The organism is Paenibacillus sp. 37 (genome assembly GCF_008386395.1).
In the GTDB taxonomy this organism is placed as follows: domain Bacteria; phylum Bacillota; class Bacilli; order Paenibacillales; family Paenibacillaceae; genus Paenibacillus; species Paenibacillus amylolyticus_B.
The window spans coordinates 755,752-773,721 of sequence record NZ_CP043761.1 but is presented as its reverse complement, the minus strand read 5'-3'; the positions used below and the strand labels follow the sequence as shown (position 1 = coordinate 773,721).

Sequence of the window (17,970 nt, the reverse complement as noted above, 5' to 3'; positions counted from 1 at the left end):
CAAAAAAGCTCCCCATTACGTGCAATCAGCACGTGGCGGGGAGCTTTTTTGGCTTTGCTTTTTATAATCGGGGTATGGTTAAAAATCAATCTTCAAGCCAACTTCCGAATCATCAGGTGGCTCAGCTATACGATATATACCTCTGCAGTTTAATTTCTCTACGTTAATCCAGTCTACAAACTCATCTCCGCCATAACTACGTCCAAAAATAGCATATTCCAACTTACCCTCATAATTAATGGACTCCACGTATTCTGTGAATGGATGTTTCCCCTCTATACTCTGCAAAAAATCTGAAAATTGAATTCTCCACTCTTCCATCTTCTCTGCATATTGATCGGGGACATAATAGTAGAATCCATCTGGCGTATAATACGAAATTTTCATTATCATCTTGCAGACCCCCTATTAGTATGTCGGGTAACGGTCTAGAGTTTTAAGATCTCTATACCTTCTTTTAGAAATGATGAGACAAGCGTATGATATTCAATTTCACATGCTAATTCCTCTTTGGTTTTATGTATCAGATAGTAGGAATATTTCTGCATCAACTCATGCTCGTTTAACTCAACGGGAAGGTTAATAATCTCAACGTCTTCCGAATTAAAATGATAACGATACCCTCTTTCTGACCTTCCTACGTTCATCACTGTTTGGATGACCAATAATTCATCACGTGTGACATTATTTATTAAAGCCGATCTTCTCTCTTCCATACCAAGTATGATCTCTTCAGCCTGTTGATCAATCTTAGCTTCAGCAATTTCGGTTTCAATTTGCATAATGGCTTTCATGGTTCCTGCTAGTTCTTTAGCTAATGAATACAATGTATATCCTCCTTTTTTGTAAGGAATAGGTACTAACGCATCATCTCTACTCTACCTCATTTGCGATGTTACTCGCAAAGTTCACTGATCCTATCCTAAATTCGATACCTTATGAAACAACAAAAAAACTCCCCGTAACGTGCAATCTGCACAGTGATGGAGAGCCTTTGTTTTCAGTATGTGTGTTCTCCGTTGCTTCAAGACCAACTGCCTTTTAATGCCCAATGTGATGTGATGCTTGATCTAACAGTTGAATCGTACCCATGATCAGAAACAAACATGACAGAGCTATTAACGAGCCACCGATCCATCTCGACGCGATCACTCGCTCCGTAATCTGTTTCTCCGAAGCATCTGTTACCTTGTGTGGATACACGAGAAACATTAGCCCTGCGCTAATGAAGATTGCAGCTATTATAATCAAGTTGTTCCCCTCCTTACACGTGACTTTCCTTAGAATTTAACTTTTTCGTCGTCACGCGGGATTCTCCTCCCGACAACACCTTTTTCAGACCCATAGCCATAGTGAAAACAATATATCCAATCAAGCCGCCGAGTGTATTAAGCATCAGATCATCCACATCAAATATTCCCATCCCCGTCAACAACTGTGTCACTTCATAACCCAAACTGAGCAGCAGGGACAGCAGGAGTACCTTTACTCCAGAGAATAACTTGTTGCCCGTCAACACAGGGATGAAGATGCCCAGTGGAATAAAGGCCCATATATTGCCTACCAGATGGATTGCGGTGCCCGGACGATGTAACGACAGACTGTTCCAGTCTCGTGAAATTTCCTGAAATGGCGTCAGGTTGACAGTTCGTGTATGGATCAGATCCGGTTGTTGCAAGAACGCCATCAGTCGAACCTTCACGATGCCAAAATCGACCGGGCTTCCTTTGAACAGGATCAGCTTCGTAAGTAGATATACATAGATAATGAAAACGGCAATCCAAAGGATGTAATGTTTGTTTTTCTTCTGGTTGTTGTGCTTCATGCTGCTGCTCCTCCTCCTTTGTGCTGCCCTGTTATTTCTTTACGGTGACAATGACGCCATCCATGTTATCACCCGAGATTTCAGTTTGGCCTTGCTCAGGTATGTAAACGGTCGTATCTCGGGTGGCTCCATAGTAGCGAATATGATACGCCTCACCCTCTACCTCCACATTAATGTTCTCTTTCTCTTTTAGCAAATCCAAATACTCTTCCAGCACCAGATTATTCTTATACATGACAGCACTGTGCGGCAGCCCTACATATCGAAAGTGCCATGGTTCATACTGTATTCCCGTGATGCGCACTTTATCCTTCGGATAACGCAAAACAAATCCGTATTTCCATGCATTCTTCTCCAGCCAGGCTCCCTCTGGTGCTTCATTCATAGCAGCCAATGTGGAACCGACATCCAGGGATAACCCGAGATTGTGCTCACTGTGACCGGCAGGCAGTGCATAGTCTTCACCCTTTTCCTGATACAGCTCGTCCTGCTTCGCAAAGTCCCTGTACCCGCTGCTGACAAGAAAATATCGGACTCCCTCTTCGCCTGCTGCTTCAACCATCTTCCGAAACTCCTGTGCCACCTGCCGGGATAACATGATTTTCCGATCCATTATTCCATATCCACGAAGCAGATCATCCTCATCCGCCACATATACAATATCCGATTTAACCCCTTCCTCATGAACGGGGTATTGCTTATTAACCAGTAACAAATTGCCCTTATGTACCTGATCCTGAATATTTCCCGTGACAGATACCGTATAACCTGCGGGATTTTCACACGTATTCTGAATCTCGATAGGTAGCTCATCCTTTTGATGAATCCATCCTGGTGATTGTGTAACGATATATCCGATCAAAACGATACATATTAAAAAGCCCCACTTCTTCATGCTTGTTCCTCCTTTTACCTCATACATCAAGGATAGACAAAACAAGTTAAAGAAAAAGCAGGGCATTTTTAAAGTTTTTCTTAAATTTGACGTCGAACCTCATTGCAATAGGGGCAAACGAACTTCAAATAATGTCCGTACCACATCACTCTGGGCTGAAATTGTACCGTCATGCTGTTCCACGATATTACGTGCTATGAATAAGCCGAGGCCTGTCCCACCCTCCTGAGGGGTTCTGGCACGATCTCCGGTATAATACATATCGAAAATATGTGGCAATTCCTCTGGACGAATATGTCCGCCATAGTTAATCACCTGAATGATAACCTGTTCCGCATCACGATATCCGTTAATATCCACGTACATGCCGTCCTTGCCGTGCCGTGCAGCGTTAATCAGCAGATTCTCGAACACACGAGCCAGCAACTCGCCATCACCAGAGATGGTAAGGTCAGTGTCTATTTTCAAGCGGGTGACCAGTTGGTTCTTTTCAAATACAGGATAGAGCTCTTCGTTCATCTGTTTCAGCAATTCACTAAGATCCAGTGGAGCCTTATTGATCGGTAGCATGCCATAATTCATGCGGGTAATTTCGAACAAATCATCAATCAGCTTCTCCAGACGCTGTGATTTGGTGAATGCAATCGACGTAAAATGCCGAACCTGTTCCTCTGTCAGCTGATCATCCTTCATAAGGAGATCCAGATAGCCCAGCACGGAGGTTAACGGTGTACGCAGATCATGCGCAAGGTTTACGATGAGCTGGTCTTTGCTGTTCTCGGCAAAGTCACCTCGTTCCATCGCCTCCCGCAGCTTCTGGCTTGCCATATTCATACCCTCCGCAATCGAACCCAATTCATCCTTGGACGAAATCTGAACACGATGCTGAAAGTCTCCGTTCGCTAAGTGATTAATGCCTGTGGAAATCTCTTTGAAATACGTGACATAGGGTCTCGTAAACAAGTAGAAAAATAAAATCGCAAGCGGGATGAAGAGCAGCATAAAGACATATAAATCGCCAATACTTCTCATGATATTTCGATATTCCGCCAGCGGATCTTCCATCCGCACACCTGAATAATACAACTGCAAGAGCCTGTACACGATAAATGTTACAGCGCCAGAAGACAGCATGCTTAGACCGAGCAGCATAATCATCGTTGTGCGAAAGCTTCTGCGTTTAGTCATTGAACGTGTACCCCACGCCCCAGATCGTTTTGATAAACTTGTTCTTGTCCACATCTTCTCCGAGCTTCTTGCGCAGCGTCCGAATATGTACCATAACGGTATTGCCACTTTCGAAATAAGCCTCTCCCCACACCTTTTCAAAAATGCTTTCTGCGCTGAAGACCTGTTTTGGATTGCTCGCGAGCAACACTAAAATATCAAATTCCTTCGGTGTTAACTCCAGCGGTTTACCGTAAAGCGTCACGCTATGCTGTTCAGGTATAATGACAAGTCCGCCCTTTTCCAGAATCGAGCGCTGAACCGCCGCTGTGGACTGGCTGAATTGCAATGAGCGACGCAATTGAGAATTCACGCGTGCTACAAGCTCCATCGGGTTAAATGGTTTGGTCATATAATCATCGGCACCCATTACCAGCCCCGTAATTTTATCCATATCCGAGGTTTTGGCACTCAGGAAAATGATCGGAAAATGATGCTGCTCCCGTATTTTGCGGGTCACCTCGTACCCGTCCATACCCGGCATCATAATGTCCAGTACGGCCAAATCAATGGCATGTGTCTGAATCGCCTGTAGTGCCGACTGTCCGTCAGATGCCTTGACGGTATGATAGCCTTCTTTTTGTAAATGTAAAGCCACCAGATCTGCGATCTCTACCTCATCGTCCGCAATCAGAATCGTAATTCGCTTCATTGCTTATTTCACTCCTATATGGGATGCTGGGCAATATAACACCTATGAATCTAACAGATAAGTACCAGATAAACAATTGAAAGCAATGTTATAACCATAAATGAAAGGAAACCCTAACTATGAAACTGGAGCGTTTGTTAGCCATCGTTGTACTGCTTATCAACCGGGGGCGGTTACAGGCCAAAGACCTGGCCGATATGTTTGAAGTTTCCATTCGTACGATCTATCGGGATATCGACACATTGGGACAAGCCGGAATTCCGGTCGTGACCTATCAGGGAGCAAGCGGAGGCATCGGCCTAGCGGAAGGGTATCGTCTGGATCGCAATCTGTTAACCGATAAGGATCTTGTTTCCATCGTCACCGCCCTGCGCAGTATATCGACCTCACATACAAATGCTGCACGTGAACTGTTGGTGGAAAAGCTAAGCAGTATCGTCCCGGAAGCCAAAAATGAAGATTTTCAGGCCAGCACGCACCGATTCATCGTGGATCATTCAACGTGGACACACCCTGAAGCGCTGCAACAAAAATTAAAAGTCATTGATCAGGGAATCGATCAACTACAATGCATTTATTTCGCCTATTGCAGCGCCGAAGGTGCACAGACCTATCGTACAGTTGAACCCCACACGCTTGTACTGAAGAGGCACGCGTGGTATCTGTATGCTTTTTGCCATGAACGAAATGAATTCCGCATGTTCAAGCTGGTTCGTATGAAAGACGTCTCTCTTACTACAGAGCACTATGAACGAAAATCCATCAACCTTCAAGACCGGCCGTGGCAGCAGGAATGGAGCCGGCCAGACAACCAGATTGGGATTACCCTGAGATTCCATGCCCGTATCCGTCATCTTGCGGAGGAATGGTTCGGTATTGAAAATGTATTGCCTGACAGGAACGGGTATTATATCAGCCAGGTCGCTTTTCCAGAAGATAACTGGCTGTACGGCTTCATCTTGGGCTTTGGGGCGGATGTTGAGGTCCTGGAACCGTTGCATATTCGGGATAACGTGTGTCGTATAGCCGAACAAATTGTTCAAAATTATAAAACCTCCGATCAAACCTGACAGACAGTTGTCCAGTTCCTCCCCGTATACTTCAAATATGTTCAGGTTGAAGTTGCATATATACCCAAGGAGGAATGAAAGATGAATGTTACGGTATGTCAAAGCTGCGGTATGCCACTCACCACCCCTGCACAATTCGGAACGGAAGCAGATGGAAGCACAACCCGCGAATACTGTATCTATTGTTACAAAGAGGGCGAGTTCGCGCAGCCCGGTATTTCACTGGAAGGCATGACGGAGATGTGCACCGCCATTCTGAAGGACGAGGGCATGGATGAGGAATCCGCTCGTTCGATGCTGCGTAATCAGCTTCCTTTTTTGAAACGTTGGCGCACGAATACAACGGATCAACACGAAGTATCTCCAGCTGAAAACTCTGTCACTTCCGCTATACCAGGTCAGGTTACAACAACTCAATCGTTATCTGCCCAGCCCGTTCGTTATGTCACCCTTCCGGGCAAACGCCTGGCCGGCATATCCGCCCGCACAACCAATGCCATTGAGATTAGTGGCAAAGGCTGTATTCAGGGACTCTGGAACAATTATTTTGCCTCAGAGCACCTCCCTGCACCCGAAGCTGCCCGCTATGGCTGTTACACGGATTACACCGATGGCATAACCGGAGAGTACACCATACTGGTAGGGCATGAGGTCAGTTCGGAGGAGTCATTACCTGAAGGATTGGACGACATTCTGCTCCCGCCTGCAACTTACGCCGTATTCACTTCCAGAAAAGGGCCAATGGCAGAGGTTGTTAGTGAAGCATGGGGAGCCGTGTGGGCATGGGAGAAACAAATCGATCGTACGTTCACCGGGGATTTTGAATTGTATGATGAACGCAGCCTGAATCCCGAAAGTGTACAAGTGGATATATACATCGCTGTTCGCCAAAGTAGATAAAAGTAGTACGATATACATCTCAGTCAGAATCAAAGTTAGTTCGCATCCTTCTTCATATCACGCAAGCTGTCGAGTACACTCGGCAGCTTTTTTGTTATATCCGGAACTACATTACTCCCTAAACAACCCGACCATGGTACCAAGTTAGTTAGCATGCTTTGCATCATTTAACCAGATAATATGCCTCATATGCGGGTACCATTGACTTCCTTAAAATTGGGACTATTCGCATAACAACCGATTCGATCTTCCCATGTACACCCTCTCATATCAGGTCCTTTACTCCTGAATTTCCCTAAAAACGTTTACATCTCCTTAAAACCGGGTAAAATCACTACAATCCAATTGGAATTACGCTTTAAACTCTTCTATTTCGTCTAACAAGTCACATGTACCTATATGCGCACCTGGCATGGTAACCAGTCGAAATACATAATTCGAAAAAACGCATCAAAGGAGGAACCAAGATGATCCGCATGCCTATTCAGCAAATGATCCCGTACCATCACCAATATCCGCGCAACACGGCGACCACTGCTCCTAAAAAGGAGAATGAGAACACTCAAGGTCTATCCTTTCATGAAATTCTACAGCAAAAAATGGCGAAGAAAAATGCTTCTCCTTCCCTTAGATAAAAATGGACACCGGACCCTATTCGAGTCCGCTTATCAACCGTCTTTCCGCAGCTTGGCGGAAGGGCGGTTATTGGCGTTGAGCAATAAACAACTGTACAGTCCTCAGTCATGTTTCTATAATGGTTTTAAATATCTACGAGATCCATGACATATACGAACTGTAAAAGGGGACTTAGCACATGATCACCATTGGTTGTTTTCACGCTCATTATTCCAACATTGCCTTAATTAAAGAGACGCTTGCTCCTTATGAAGTTGAATTAGTCCATTACGTCGATCCAGGTCTGGACCGCCTTAAACATGACGCTGACTTTTCCGAGGTCGTCATTCACGAGAAAGTAGCCCAGACGCTCCAATGGATCGCTAAGTGTCATGCCGATGCCATTCTGGTCACGTGTACCCTGTTTGCGACAGTACTGGAGCAGGAAGCCACACAGGTCCCTGTGCCTGTGATCGGCATAGATGATCCGTTATTGCAGGAGATGCGGCGAGTAACAGGAGATTACATAATCGCATTCACCAACCCGGCAACCGTTGAAGGATCGATGGCACGGTTGAATCAGGCATTACAGCAAGAGGATGAGAATGGGCAACTACACGTTGCCAAGACATCTCAGACGGATGCGGTGTGCATCCCTGGGACATTTGAGTTGATTATGCGTGGAGATCAGCAAGGATATCTCACAGCGGTACGTGAGGGATTACAGCAGATTGCTGAGCAGCATCCGGGTAAAACGGTAGTGGCAGCCCAACTGTCTATGGCTCCCGCAGCTGCACAGGTCACAATAGATCGCGGTATTCCAATCCATAGCCCGCTGGCATTGCTTGCGACGTATTTGGAGAAGAATTTGGGCGTGGCTCGACAGTAGATGCATCAAACAATTAATTGATACAAATTGGATGTGCTCCTGTGATCTTGTTAAGAGTTAGTAGCATAAATATAATTATGTTTAATTTATTATTTACATAAATACATATTAATCCTATTTTTTTAAAATAATAATTAAATATACATAATTTAGGTGTACAAACCTAGGGTTATATGATAAATTTAGATTGTTATAATTTAACAAATTACTCAGAGGGTGAGGTTTTACATTGAAATTATTGCGTTTATCGAAGTTACTGTTGGTTTGCTGTCTATGCCTATTACTTATTCCTACCAGTGCTTTCGCTTCTGCAGAGAATAAAACTGTGAAATTGGATATAACTTTATTAAAGCAGGGTATTCCTTATGAAGTAATAGAATCCTGGAGCCCTGAGTTTAAGAAAAGTCTTTCGAAAGAAGATGGATCAATTGAAGTAGTGGCTCATGAAAAAGCCTCAGCACCTGAATTCAACGGAGAGGTTGGACCACTTGGAAATATCAAGGATGATCAATTTGACTATTATATAACCATAGTTCGAACTGATAATGTTAATAATCGTGAGCGGTTTATGGTTGCATTAACAGGAAAGTGGAAATCAATGCCTTTTTGGCGCTTATCTGATGCTTATGGCGCTTCTTTTGATAAAGAAATTTGGAGAACAGTTCCAGGTTCTGGGTATTATGAAGATAAAGTCAAGTATAGCGGAAACTCTACGTTTACAACTTTAGGAAGTGGACGTAATTTCTCATATACTGGTGAGAATGGTGTTGGATTCAATGCTGATCTCAAAGGGGGCATTATTATAACAGAACAGGTTGCCTCTGCCGTCTTTACAATAGAACATAAAAAGCAAGGAAATCAAAGTGGTCTATCTCAAATACAATCCAATTACTACCACATTAAAGGTACGGGCAGTGTAGGATTGAGTTTTGGAGCTCTAGAGGTTAGCTTCTCAGGCTCTGCTGATAATGATTCCAGAGGTACACTTAAAAATTTTAATTATTAATAAAGTCTTTGTTAAATATGTTTATGTAATAAAAGGTAGAATAAATTTAAATTCACAAAAGAGAACGATATAACAATCGTTCTCTTTTACACATTTCACTCAAAAAGAGAGGTGAATAAATTAATGCGATTTTTATATATTCTTATCTTGTTCCTAGTCGGTATGGGTTCTTCCGCACTTCTACATGCTAGTAATCTTAAACTTTCTGATGGCGTGCTGTTTGTCATCGCAGGTATCCTATTTCAGATTTGGCGTAAGTTGGATTGAATCCAAGAGTTACGGTGAAGCGGGTTTGGCCTTGTCCAAACTTTAATCAATATTTATAATTTAAAGCTTCAAAAACCTTCATCACTTGGCTTCCTTAGGAGCGTGTCCGATATTCCTCGGCCTTTTCCCGCATCCCGGCAGCTACAGCCTCATTCTCGGACAATCCTTTATCAGCGGCAAAGGCACGAATGTCCTGCGTAATGCGCATGCTACAGAACTTTGGTCCGCACATGGAGCAGAAATGAGCTTCTTTGGCCCCTTCTGCTGGCAGAGTCTCATCATGGTAGGACAACGCACGTTCAGGGTCCAGTGACAGGTTGAACTGGTCACGCCAACGGAACTCGAACCGCGCTTTGGACAATGCGTCATCGCGGCGTTGAGCACGTGGATGGCCTTTCGCCAGATCGGCGGCATGAGCTGCGATCTTGTAGGCGATAACCCCTTCGCGCACATCGTCCTTGTTGGGCAGGCCCAAATGTTCTTTTGGCGTAACATAACAGAGCATCGACGTGCCGAACCAGCCAATCATGGCTGCCCCAATGGCAGACGTGATGTGATCATATCCTGGCGCAATGTCGGTCGTTAGCGGCCCCAGTGTGTAGAAAGGTGCTTCTTTACAGATCTCCATCTGTAGATCCACATTCTCTTTGATCTTGTGCATCGGCACATGACCCGGGCCTTCGATCATCACCTGCACATCATGCTTCCATGCGATCTGCGTCAGTTCCCCGAGCGTAGCCAGTTCTGCCATCTGAGCTTCGTCATTGGCATCGTAGATACTGCCTGGACGAAGTCCATCTCCCAGCGAAAACGCCACATCATACCTTTTCATAATCTCGCAGATTTCTTCAAAATGAGTGTACAAAAAATTCTCCTGATGATGCGCCAGACACCATGCTGCCATAATGGACCCGCCCCGGGACACAATGCCTGTCATCCGTTTGGCCGTCATCGGGATATAACGCAGCAGTACACCTGCATGAATCGTAAAGTAGTCCACGCCTTGCTCTGCCTGCTCTATGAGTGTGTCACGGTACAACTCCCAGGTCAGCGCCTCCGCTTCGCCATTCACCTTCTCCAGCGCTTGATACAGCGGTACCGTACCAATCGGCACAGGAGAATTACGAATGATCCATTCCCGGGTCGTATGAATGTTTTTGCCTGTGGACAGATCCATCACGGTATCCGATCCCCAGCGTACTGCCCAAGTCATCTTCTCCACCTCTTCCTCGATGGAAGAGGATACGGCAGAGTTCCCTATGTTGGCATTGATCTTCACGTGAAAATGACGACCGATCAACATCGGCTCACTCTCCGGGTGATTGATGTTGGATGGCAGAATGGCCCGTCCACTCGCCAGCTCCTGACGTACAAATTCCGGTTCCACGCCCTCACGAATGGCGGCGAATTCCATCTCTGCCGTAATGACTCCCTGTCTCGCGTAGTGCATCTGGGTCACACAGCGTCCTGGCTGTGCCCGCAGCGGTTTGCCACGTAATCCGGGGTACTCTTCGGCGCCGGCTCTCTTCCCTCCGGGCTTCAGTCCGTTATCCTCCGGTTTAACCGTACGGCCCCGATAAGCTTCAACATCGCCGCGCTCTGTGATCCAACGGGTGCGCAGGGCTGGCAGACCTGCACGGATATCCGCATGAAATGCGGGATCGGTCATGGGGCCGCTCGTATCGTAGACACGCAGCGGTTCGTTATGCTCCACCCCTTGGGGAGTATTCGTGTCATGAAGGGCTATCTCACGCTCCGGTACAGCAATGTCCGACCGTGAGCCCTGAATGTAGACTTTGCGGCTGCCCGGAAAGGGCTGAACCCGTCCGGCCGCTCCTGTTTCTTTTTCCACCTGCTGACCGTTATGTTCCTGTTCCATCGCTTGTTGTCCCGTTTGATTTCCTGTACTCATGTTCGATTGTCTCCTCCTCAGTGTTCATCGCTTGTTTGGTTGGTATCGTCATTAGCTCGCTTACGTACCTGTCCCAAATCATGCGCAATGCAGAGAAGAAAGAGCGATCCTACGCCAGACCAGAGGGAGACATTATTCATGTACAGTTAACGACAGAACGGAGGCTACCACAGATCATGGATCTATGGTGACTTCTCTCTCATCATCCAAGCCCACTTTCGCAGGTTATTGAAAAAGAAGTCGATGGAGTACGTGCTATATCGCCCGTTCACTGTATATAAAAAAGCCGGTCCCCGAAGGAACCGACTTTTATGTCCATCACCAATAATGCACCTTCATGCGGCTCCTAAACGGAGCCCTACAAGGGTCACATCATATGGTGGTTGTGGTCATATCGCCGATTACTTCCCTACGCTGGTATGATCCAGATCAGGTGCAAAGGGTCCGGAATCTCATGCGATTCCGTCTCAGTCCGGACAATTCGGACTCCCCCAGTAACGTTAAAAGTTGCGGCATACATAAGCCGCCGTTCATATTCAATGAAGCTGACCCCGATGGGCAGTCCATTACAGAGTAGCGCAACCGGAACATAAAAACAACCTTTATATTCCAGAACACCAACTCAATTTGGAAAAAAACTTACATCAGCATCAGGATAACATGAGCCCCATCTGCGTAGCAGCATCCTTCAACACAGGTGCGTATTCATGCAATGTCTCCTGCGAAAGTCGGCTGACAGGCCCTGAGACCGAGAGAGCAGCTGCAATATTGCCTCGGCGATCCATAATCGGTACAGATACCGCGGCAGCTCCCGGCTCACGCTCCTCATAACTCGTCGCATATCCGTTATCCCGGATATCTCCCATTTGCGCCAAATACACCGCGGGATCAATAAACACCGGCCATTCCGGCCCGTTCATCAGTTCTTCACGATCCTCGTCCGTGGCAAACGCCATCAAAACTTTGCTGGAAGCGCCCACAGACAGCGGGAGTCTAACACCCACTGGAGCGACTCGGCGGATCGCCTGATCACTTTGCACAGCTTGAATCCGTATCCTTTCACTCCCATCACGCAAGTACAGACTTACCGTCTCCCCCAATCGATCTCTCAGTCGCTCCATCGCAGGCAGCAGCAGAATAGCGGGATCATCACTGCGGGACATATGAGCTGACAGCTCCCAGATTCGGATGCCAAGTCGGTACTTCTCTGTTGCTGCATCGCGGATCACGAACCCTCGATCCTCCAGCGTAGCCATCAAACGGTGCACTGTACTTTTGTGCAGGCCAATCTGGCTGGCAATTTCGGTGAGTCCCAGATCACTGCGTGTGGTAAAACATAATAATATATCCAGCGCCCGTTCCACAGCCCGGACGGTTAACTTTCGATCTTCCATGGCATAATGCCCTCCTCATGTTTCATCACATGAAACTTGGTTACATAAATTATATGAGAAACGGTCTCATCTGTAAACCAAAAAGAGCCAAAATTAAAATAGGCCAACGTGTAAATTTTTCCTTTTTATAAGACTTAATCCCCTGTAATTTACACACTAAGGTAATGTTACCCATATATCTTAAGAACTATATAACAATTGCGTAACAAATGCCCTCAATCAATTGACTTTGACTATATTGGAACATACGATAAAGATATATTACATTAAGATATCGCTCTGAAGCAGGCTCTGAAATCGACGCAATTCTCTTTTCATGTCGTTGTTATCTTCAACTGAACTTCAAAGGAGGGGCATTCATGTATCCAACATCCCAGAGCGAAGCCCCGCTGCAAACAAAAGTGTCCGATCTGCCCTCTTCCCTATCACCGAGGCTGATTCGGTTCAAACATATTATCGTAGCGCTGCTGCTCTCCGTTGTATTTTTTCTACTGTTTTGTTTTATTGCACTGCATGGTTATATCGCATGGGTATTATCCAATCCTACTGTAGCGCCGGTCTTCTCCAATCCGATGCAAGCCAAGAACATGAAGTACGAAGACATCACGTTCCCGGCAGCAGATGGCAGCCGGACGATGCAGGGATGGTATATACCTGCTGACAATGCTGCAAGCAAAACGATTATTTTCAGTCACGGCTATGGTGCCAATCGTGAAGAAACATGGGTTCCCATGTATGACCTGGCACACTATGCTCATCAACTTGGGTTCAACGTGGTCATGTTCGATTATGGCTTCGCCTCACAGGTGAACAAAGCTGTAGCAACAGGTGGCAAAGCTGAGTCACAGCAATTGCTCGGTGCGATCCAGTTCGCCAAGCAACGTGGTGCGCAGGAACTGGTTGTCTGGGGCTTCTCGATGGGTGCCGGTACAGCGTTACAAACCGGACTGATTACGAAGGAAGTGGATGCAATGATTCTGGACAGTGCGTTCCTGCTGGAGCCAGATACACTGTACCACAACATTCACAACCAGATCGATCTGCCACGTCAGCCTACACTGGAGATCATGAAGCTGTTGTTCCCTGTTCTGAATGGTACCGGATTACAACAGATTCCATACCAGGAAGTGAAAAAGGAAGATTATCCGTTCCCGATTTTCTTCATCCATGGTACAGAGGACGAGAAGGCACCTTATCCAATTGCGGAGCAACTCGCCGCCAACCAGACCAATCCGTACTCCGATGTATGGATTGTCCAGGATGCGCATCATGAGTTGATCTTCCGGGAGCATCCAAAGGAATATCTGCGTCGTGTCTCAACTTTCCTCAGTCATGTAACGAAAACAAGCAGTGACGATGTGCAGAACACGAATAATGGACAATAACCAAATTTTAATCATTGAATTTTTTCCAGAGCCCTCAGGGGCTCTTTTTTTGTACTCATAGGACAACAAGCTCGCGGAATATACTCTTGTGACGCATGAACAGACGGTCTGCATGCAATGAATTTCATCTGAAGGAGGTTCAACATAGATGAACTGGTATGGATATGGTCACCTGCTGCCTCTGCGGACATTGGAGGAAATTCGTTTCTGGAAAGAGCAAGAGAAAGAACATACACTCGTCATCCGTGCCCTGGTTCCTGATCTGGAGCCCCCATACGTCAAGCTGCTGGAGGAATGGGAGGTTACCTTTGCAAACAGTGAGCGAGTAGCCAATCAGCTTTTAAAACAACTATTGCCCGCAACCCATCCACCTGCTCCCTACATGGTTCGTTGTATCGATCAACTTGTGCTGGCAGCTCGGCAGCAATCGAGAGAGTTCATCAAACAGCTGTATGTTCTTCTGGAACAAAGCGCTGCTGTGCAAGCTGTTCCGCTTGCCAAAGTACTCATTCTGCATTTTATCCGCGAATCGGAGTATTTTCTGGGCGTATTGGATACGCTTGGCCAACCGGGCATCTTGCGTGAAACGGATTCGGAGCCATCACTTTTTCTGGAAAATGCGCTTCATACGTCAGGGTCCGGAAGCGTCCATCGCCAAGCTTCAGAAGCTCCAACTTCTCCAGAGGGGAATGTAAATGCACCTGCTGCTTCAGCTCAGATCCAATCTGCAACCGTTCAACCGCCTTCTACCGGAACAACACAAGCCACACCCAGCACTACAGCACCTCCCGTAAAAGAAAAGCCGGTTCCCATTGGAGGGCACACACTGCCCCCTCTTCCCTATGCGTACAATGCGCTGGAGCCACATATTGATGAGCTGACGATGCGTATCCATCATGACAAACACCATCAATCTTATGTGGACGGATTAAATGTAGCAGAGAAGAAGCTGGCGGAATCGCGAAAAAAGAATAATTTTGAACTCATCAAACATTGGGAACGTGAACTCGCCTTCAACGGGGCTGGCCACTACCTGCATACGATCTTCTGGACGATTATGAATCCTGCTGGCGGCGGCAAACCTTCCGGTATGCTGGCAGAGCAGATCAAGCGAGATTTCGGAAGTTATGAAGCGTTTAAGAATCAATTCACAGAAGCCGCGAATAAAGTGGAAGGCAGTGGCTGGGCGATGCTTGTCTGGAGCCCGAGAGCACATCGTTTGGAGATTTTGCAGGCGGAAAAACACCAGAACCTGTCCCAGTCCGATATCGTACCGCTCCTGCCACTGGATGTGTGGGAACATGCCTACTATCTGAAACATCAGAATGAACGCAAAAAATATATCGAGGATTGGTGGAACGTTGTCTACTGGCCCGCTGTTGCGGAGCGTTACGAAACGGCACGCAAGTTGTTGTGGCCGCCTTATTAAGCTTGGGGTTAGATCGATTAGAGAAAAAAGAGATATCTCCAGCCGAATGACTGAAAGATATCTCTTTTTGGTGTATACAAAAAAGCAAGCCTCCTGTAAAAAGAGACTTGCTTGTATTTTGAGAGACTTCCTATTTCTAAATGTTCACTTAAGAAGCACAGCCCTCGCACGCCACATAGTTGTCGCCAACCTGTTTGCTAATGGAGATCAGATCGCCCAGCTTGATATCAGACTCATCTGTAAACTCCAGATCGGCTATACGTGCAACGATCAGTGCAGCAGCCTCTTCCTTGCTTGTTGCCATTTGGCTGAACTCGGATTTTTCGCCTGTTGATACAACCTCATATAAATACGTATATCTCAATGTGTCCATCCTAACACTCTCCTTCCGAAATCACATCATATCATCTCTATTAACCAATTCCAAGCCCTAGTAAAAAGTGTTAATCGTAGCGTAGCTTCATCTGCTCAGCTGTCACGCGTACTTCTTCAGAACCAACGCTAAGCACCCTGCTGGTCTCCGCCTGCGGATAGCGATCGCGCAGTGTGCGAACCAAAGCCGCAGTATATGCCGCAGCTGAAGGTACACCTGCCAATTCTTTCAGACTTGCCATCGTGCCAGGCTGAGCATCGGGATATCCTTCACTCGCCCCGCCTGCTGCATGCTGATAGAATTGTCGCACGGCCGCTGCCAATTGATCTCCCTGACCTTCCACAATAATAAAAGCAGTAATAATATACGCCTTTGCTTGTCTACGCTGGGCAATACCACAGAATTTTAGGCCACCTACACTGACATCATAATCTCCCGGGCAAAAAGCACCCTGAACCTCACCAGTTTGCGCCTGATTCGACCACGGCGTTAGCGACTCGGCAATAATCGAAGCCATCTCCCGGAAATCATCATGAATATTGATGGCATGTCCGGGATTAGGCAGAATCAGTGACACATTAACTACCCCTGGGTTCAAGGGTACTGCCGCTCCACCGGAAGGCCGAACACAGACCGCTGTACCTTGGCTTCTAATCTGTTCCATCGCTTCTACAGCCTGTGGCAACCTGCGGTCACGCAGACCCGCTACAAAGGCAGCTGGGTGTCTCCATATATGTGCAACAGGTAGATGCCCTGCCCCAACCCGCCTGCACATAACTTCTTCCCAAGCAAAAGCTTCGAGTACACTACTCCCTTGTCGCATGAGTGGTGTCTCCCAGATTTGCAGACGCAATGTAGCCTGTTGATCTGCCTGTAGTCCCTTTTCCGGCTGAACCGGTTGATCTGAATGGGAAGGTACACTCATCGTTCCATTACCTCCGGCTTAACGAATTCATATGTATCCAGTATATAGGAATGACAACACATATATAAATAAGCCGGTTCCCAGGGAACACGGCTTATTTATATCACATCCTATGGCTTAGAAACTACTGCTTCCAAAACCAAAGGAACTTACACATCCGGCTTGTCCAGCGTGTGGACATACCTGATCTTAATCTTTCACCAAAGACAAGAACTCCGCACGTTGTGCCGGATTCTCACGGAAAGAACCACGTACAGCAGACGTTACCGTCTTGCTTCCCGGTTTCTTCACGCCGCGGGAACACATGCACAAGTGCTCGCCTTCCACAACGACCATAACTCCATGAGGTTCAACGGCCTCTGTCAGAATGTCAGCAATCTGTGAAGTAATACGTTCCTGAACTTGAAGGCGACGTGTTACTGCTTCGACCAGACGAGCCATTTTGCTCAGACCAACGATCTTGCCGCTTGGTACATAGCCAATGTGTACCTTGCCGAAGAACGGCGCCATATGGTGCTCACACTGACTGTAGTAGACAATATCCTTAACGATAACCAGTTCTTCATGATTCTCGTCAAACGTAACACCGAGCACATCGCGTGGATCTACTTCATAACCACCAAAAATTTCTTCATACATTCGGGTCACACGTGCAGGCGTTTCAAGCAGCCCTTCACGTGTACTATCTTCCCCGATCAATTTCAGGATCTGCTCTACATGATACTCGATCTTTTCCCGATTGTCGGATACTTTTGAATTCAAATAATCTTTAACGCCAGCCACTGCCAAACGCCTCCTTTCGAACCACTACTGTAAGAGGTTGTTCAAAAAGTCCGACCCAACTTTTTGAACACGCACTTTAAGCAGTTATTCCCTGCTATTATTTTCGGCGGCCCGAACTTTTACGCGCAGGATGCTGTTGCGGCTGAGGCATTTTCGCTCCTGGCTGCTGATTCTTCATCATCTGCTGGGCACGCTGCATTTGCTTGCCATTCAGGTTGTAGCCCATTTGCTTCGCCATTTTCTGAAGCATGTCCGGATTGCTTTGCATTTTCTCAAGTTGTTTACGCAAGTAGAACACCCCGATGAAAAATCCCCCGACCAGACCAACAATCAATGTAATAATCGGTATAACAATATCCATCTCTTAGACACCTCTGTATGCATTCTAAAAAGCCTGATAATCCGTGTCACTTCATGATGTTA

General features: G+C 46.5%; 20 protein-coding genes and 1 riboswitch. Of the genes, 7 read left to right on the top strand and 13 right to left on the bottom strand.

Annotated features, from left to right (window positions below):
* Positions 1 to 78 precede the first annotated feature (78 nt).
* From F0220_RS03625 to F0220_RS03595, 7 genes are all read right to left on the bottom strand, one after another.
* Positions 79 to 393, bottom strand: coding sequence for a hypothetical protein (locus F0220_RS03625; protein ID WP_149846267.1), 315 nt, complete (start codon positions 391 to 393; stop codon positions 79 to 81).
* Positions 394 to 428: 35 nt separating this feature from the next.
* On the bottom strand, positions 429 to 827 hold the full coding sequence (locus tag F0220_RS03620; RefSeq protein ID WP_149846266.1) for a hypothetical protein: 399 nt from the start codon (positions 825 to 827) through the stop codon (positions 429 to 431).
* A gap of 214 nt (positions 828 to 1,041) precedes the next feature.
* Positions 1,042 to 1,251 carry a hypothetical protein gene (locus F0220_RS03615; RefSeq protein ID WP_149846265.1) on the bottom strand — a complete coding sequence of 70 codons (210 nt, stop codon included), beginning with the start codon at positions 1,249 to 1,251 and terminating at the stop codon, positions 1,042 to 1,044.
* 13 nt (positions 1,252 to 1,264) lie between these two features.
* Positions 1,265 to 1,825, bottom strand: coding sequence for a VanZ family protein (locus F0220_RS03610; protein WP_105602370.1), 561 nt, complete (start codon positions 1,823 to 1,825; stop codon positions 1,265 to 1,267).
* A gap of 31 nt (positions 1,826 to 1,856) precedes the next feature.
* On the bottom strand, positions 1,857 to 2,720 hold the full coding sequence (locus F0220_RS03605; protein ID WP_149846264.1) for a M15 family metallopeptidase: 864 nt from the start codon (positions 2,718 to 2,720) through the stop codon (positions 1,857 to 1,859).
* 99 nt (positions 2,721 to 2,819) lie between these two features.
* A complete protein-coding gene (locus tag F0220_RS03600; protein ID WP_105602372.1) occupies positions 2,820 to 3,908 on the bottom strand; it encodes a HAMP domain-containing sensor histidine kinase in 1,089 nt (362 codons plus the stop codon).
* A complete protein-coding gene (locus tag F0220_RS03595) occupies positions 3,901 to 4,599 on the bottom strand; it encodes a response regulator transcription factor (RefSeq protein ID WP_091018737.1) in 699 nt (232 codons plus the stop codon). Before F0220_RS03595 ends, F0220_RS03600 begins: the two co-directional genes overlap by 8 nt.
* Before the next feature lie 119 nt (positions 4,600 to 4,718).
* Between F0220_RS03595 and F0220_RS03590 the strand changes: the two genes are divergently transcribed.
* From F0220_RS03590 to F0220_RS03575, 5 genes are all read left to right on the top strand, one after another.
* The gene (locus tag F0220_RS03590; RefSeq protein ID WP_149846263.1) at positions 4,719 to 5,669 is read left to right on the top strand and encodes a helix-turn-helix transcriptional regulator; all 951 of its coding nucleotides are present in this window, start codon (positions 4,719 to 4,721) and stop codon (positions 5,667 to 5,669) included.
* A gap of 81 nt (positions 5,670 to 5,750) precedes the next feature.
* Complete coding sequence (locus F0220_RS03585; protein ID WP_149846262.1) at positions 5,751 to 6,569, top strand: zinc ribbon domain-containing protein; 819 nt, start codon at positions 5,751 to 5,753, stop codon at positions 6,567 to 6,569.
* Positions 6,570 to 7,036: 467 nt separating this feature from the next.
* Entirely contained in the window at positions 7,037 to 7,204 is a 168-nt protein-coding gene (locus F0220_RS32380) for a hypothetical protein (protein ID WP_017690769.1), read from the top strand.
* 179 nt (positions 7,205 to 7,383) lie between these two features.
* Positions 7,384 to 8,073 (top strand): aspartate/glutamate racemase family protein, encoded by a 690-nt coding sequence (locus tag F0220_RS03580; protein ID WP_149846261.1) that lies wholly within the window; start codon positions 7,384 to 7,386, stop codon positions 8,071 to 8,073.
* Between the two features lie 229 nt (positions 8,074 to 8,302).
* Positions 8,303 to 9,079 (top strand): hypothetical protein, encoded by a 777-nt coding sequence (locus F0220_RS03575; RefSeq protein WP_101315048.1) that lies wholly within the window; start codon positions 8,303 to 8,305, stop codon positions 9,077 to 9,079.
* 361 nt (positions 9,080 to 9,440) lie between these two features.
* Here the strand turns inward: F0220_RS03575 and thiC are convergent, their stop codons facing one another.
* Positions 9,441 to 11,225 carry a phosphomethylpyrimidine synthase ThiC gene (gene thiC / locus F0220_RS03570; protein WP_149846880.1) on the bottom strand — a complete coding sequence of 595 codons (1,785 nt, stop codon included), beginning with the start codon at positions 11,223 to 11,225 and terminating at the stop codon, positions 9,441 to 9,443.
* Positions 11,226 to 11,647: 422 nt separating this feature from the next.
* Positions 11,648 to 11,761, bottom strand: a riboswitch (TPP riboswitch).
* A 147-nt stretch (positions 11,762 to 11,908) separates the two neighbouring features.
* A complete protein-coding gene (locus F0220_RS03565; RefSeq protein WP_017690772.1) occupies positions 11,909 to 12,652 on the bottom strand; it encodes an IclR family transcriptional regulator in 744 nt (247 codons plus the stop codon).
* A 359-nt stretch (positions 12,653 to 13,011) separates the two neighbouring features.
* Between F0220_RS03565 and F0220_RS03560 the strand changes: the two genes are divergently transcribed.
* Together F0220_RS03560 and F0220_RS03555 are read left to right on the top strand one after the other, a co-directional pair.
* Complete coding sequence (locus tag F0220_RS03560) at positions 13,012 to 14,037, top strand: alpha/beta hydrolase (RefSeq protein ID WP_091018746.1); 1,026 nt, start codon at positions 13,012 to 13,014, stop codon at positions 14,035 to 14,037.
* Between the two features lie 148 nt (positions 14,038 to 14,185).
* Positions 14,186 to 15,466: a Fe-Mn family superoxide dismutase gene (locus F0220_RS03555; protein WP_091018748.1), complete on the top strand. Its 1,281-nt coding sequence runs from the start codon at positions 14,186 to 14,188 to the stop codon at positions 15,464 to 15,466.
* 148 nt (positions 15,467 to 15,614) lie between these two features.
* Here the strand turns inward: F0220_RS03555 and F0220_RS03550 are convergent, their stop codons facing one another.
* The 4 genes from F0220_RS03550 to F0220_RS03535 form a co-directional block, all read right to left on the bottom strand.
* On the bottom strand, positions 15,615 to 15,839 hold the full coding sequence (locus F0220_RS03550; protein ID WP_036614132.1) for a hypothetical protein: 225 nt from the start codon (positions 15,837 to 15,839) through the stop codon (positions 15,615 to 15,617).
* A gap of 70 nt (positions 15,840 to 15,909) precedes the next feature.
* A complete protein-coding gene (locus tag F0220_RS03545; protein ID WP_149846260.1) occupies positions 15,910 to 16,764 on the bottom strand; it encodes a lipoate--protein ligase family protein in 855 nt (284 codons plus the stop codon).
* 189 nt (positions 16,765 to 16,953) lie between these two features.
* Complete coding sequence (gene folE / locus F0220_RS03540) at positions 16,954 to 17,547, bottom strand: GTP cyclohydrolase I FolE (protein ID WP_036668229.1); 594 nt, start codon at positions 17,545 to 17,547, stop codon at positions 16,954 to 16,956.
* A 97-nt stretch (positions 17,548 to 17,644) separates the two neighbouring features.
* Complete coding sequence (locus F0220_RS03535; protein ID WP_017690778.1) at positions 17,645 to 17,908, bottom strand: YneF family protein; 264 nt, start codon at positions 17,906 to 17,908, stop codon at positions 17,645 to 17,647.
* Positions 17,909 to 17,970 lie beyond the last annotated feature (62 nt).

Bases quoted from the DNA above. Each gene is read 5' to 3' on its own strand.
- F0220_RS03625 (WP_149846267.1), bottom strand. From the start codon at position 393: ATGATAATGAAAATTTCGTATTATACGCCAGATGGATTCTACTATTAT.
- F0220_RS03610 (WP_105602370.1), bottom strand. From the start codon at position 1,825: ATGAAGCACAACAACCAGAAGAAAAACAAACATTACATCCTTTGGATT.
- F0220_RS03605 (WP_149846264.1), bottom strand. From the start codon at position 2,720: ATGAAGAAGTGGGGCTTTTTAATATGTATCGTTTTGATCGGATATATC.
- F0220_RS03600 (WP_105602372.1), bottom strand. From the start codon at position 3,908: ATGACTAAACGCAGAAGCTTTCGCACAACGATGATTATGCTGCTCGGT.
- F0220_RS03595 (WP_091018737.1), bottom strand. From the start codon at position 4,599: ATGAAGCGAATTACGATTCTGATTGCGGACGATGAGGTAGAGATCGCA.
- F0220_RS03590 (WP_149846263.1), top strand. From the start codon at position 4,719: ATGAAACTGGAGCGTTTGTTAGCCATCGTTGTACTGCTTATCAACCGG.
- F0220_RS03585 (WP_149846262.1), top strand. From the start codon at position 5,751: ATGAATGTTACGGTATGTCAAAGCTGCGGTATGCCACTCACCACCCCT.
- F0220_RS32380 (WP_017690769.1), top strand. From the start codon at position 7,037: ATGATCCGCATGCCTATTCAGCAAATGATCCCGTACCATCACCAATAT.
- F0220_RS03580 (WP_149846261.1), top strand. From the start codon at position 7,384: ATGATCACCATTGGTTGTTTTCACGCTCATTATTCCAACATTGCCTTA.
- thiC (WP_149846880.1), bottom strand. From the start codon at position 11,225: ATGGAACAGGAACATAACGGTCAGCAGGTGGAAAAAGAAACAGGAGCG.
- F0220_RS03565 (WP_017690772.1), bottom strand. From the start codon at position 12,652: ATGGAAGATCGAAAGTTAACCGTCCGGGCTGTGGAACGGGCGCTGGAT.
- F0220_RS03560 (WP_091018746.1), top strand. From the start codon at position 13,012: ATGTATCCAACATCCCAGAGCGAAGCCCCGCTGCAAACAAAAGTGTCC.
- F0220_RS03555 (WP_091018748.1), top strand. From the start codon at position 14,186: ATGAACTGGTATGGATATGGTCACCTGCTGCCTCTGCGGACATTGGAG.
- F0220_RS03550 (WP_036614132.1), bottom strand. From the start codon at position 15,839: ATGGACACATTGAGATATACGTATTTATATGAGGTTGTATCAACAGGC.
- F0220_RS03545 (WP_149846260.1), bottom strand. From the start codon at position 16,764: ATGAGTGTACCTTCCCATTCAGATCAACCGGTTCAGCCGGAAAAGGGA.
- F0220_RS03535 (WP_017690778.1), bottom strand. From the start codon at position 17,908: ATGGATATTGTTATACCGATTATTACATTGATTGTTGGTCTGGTCGGG.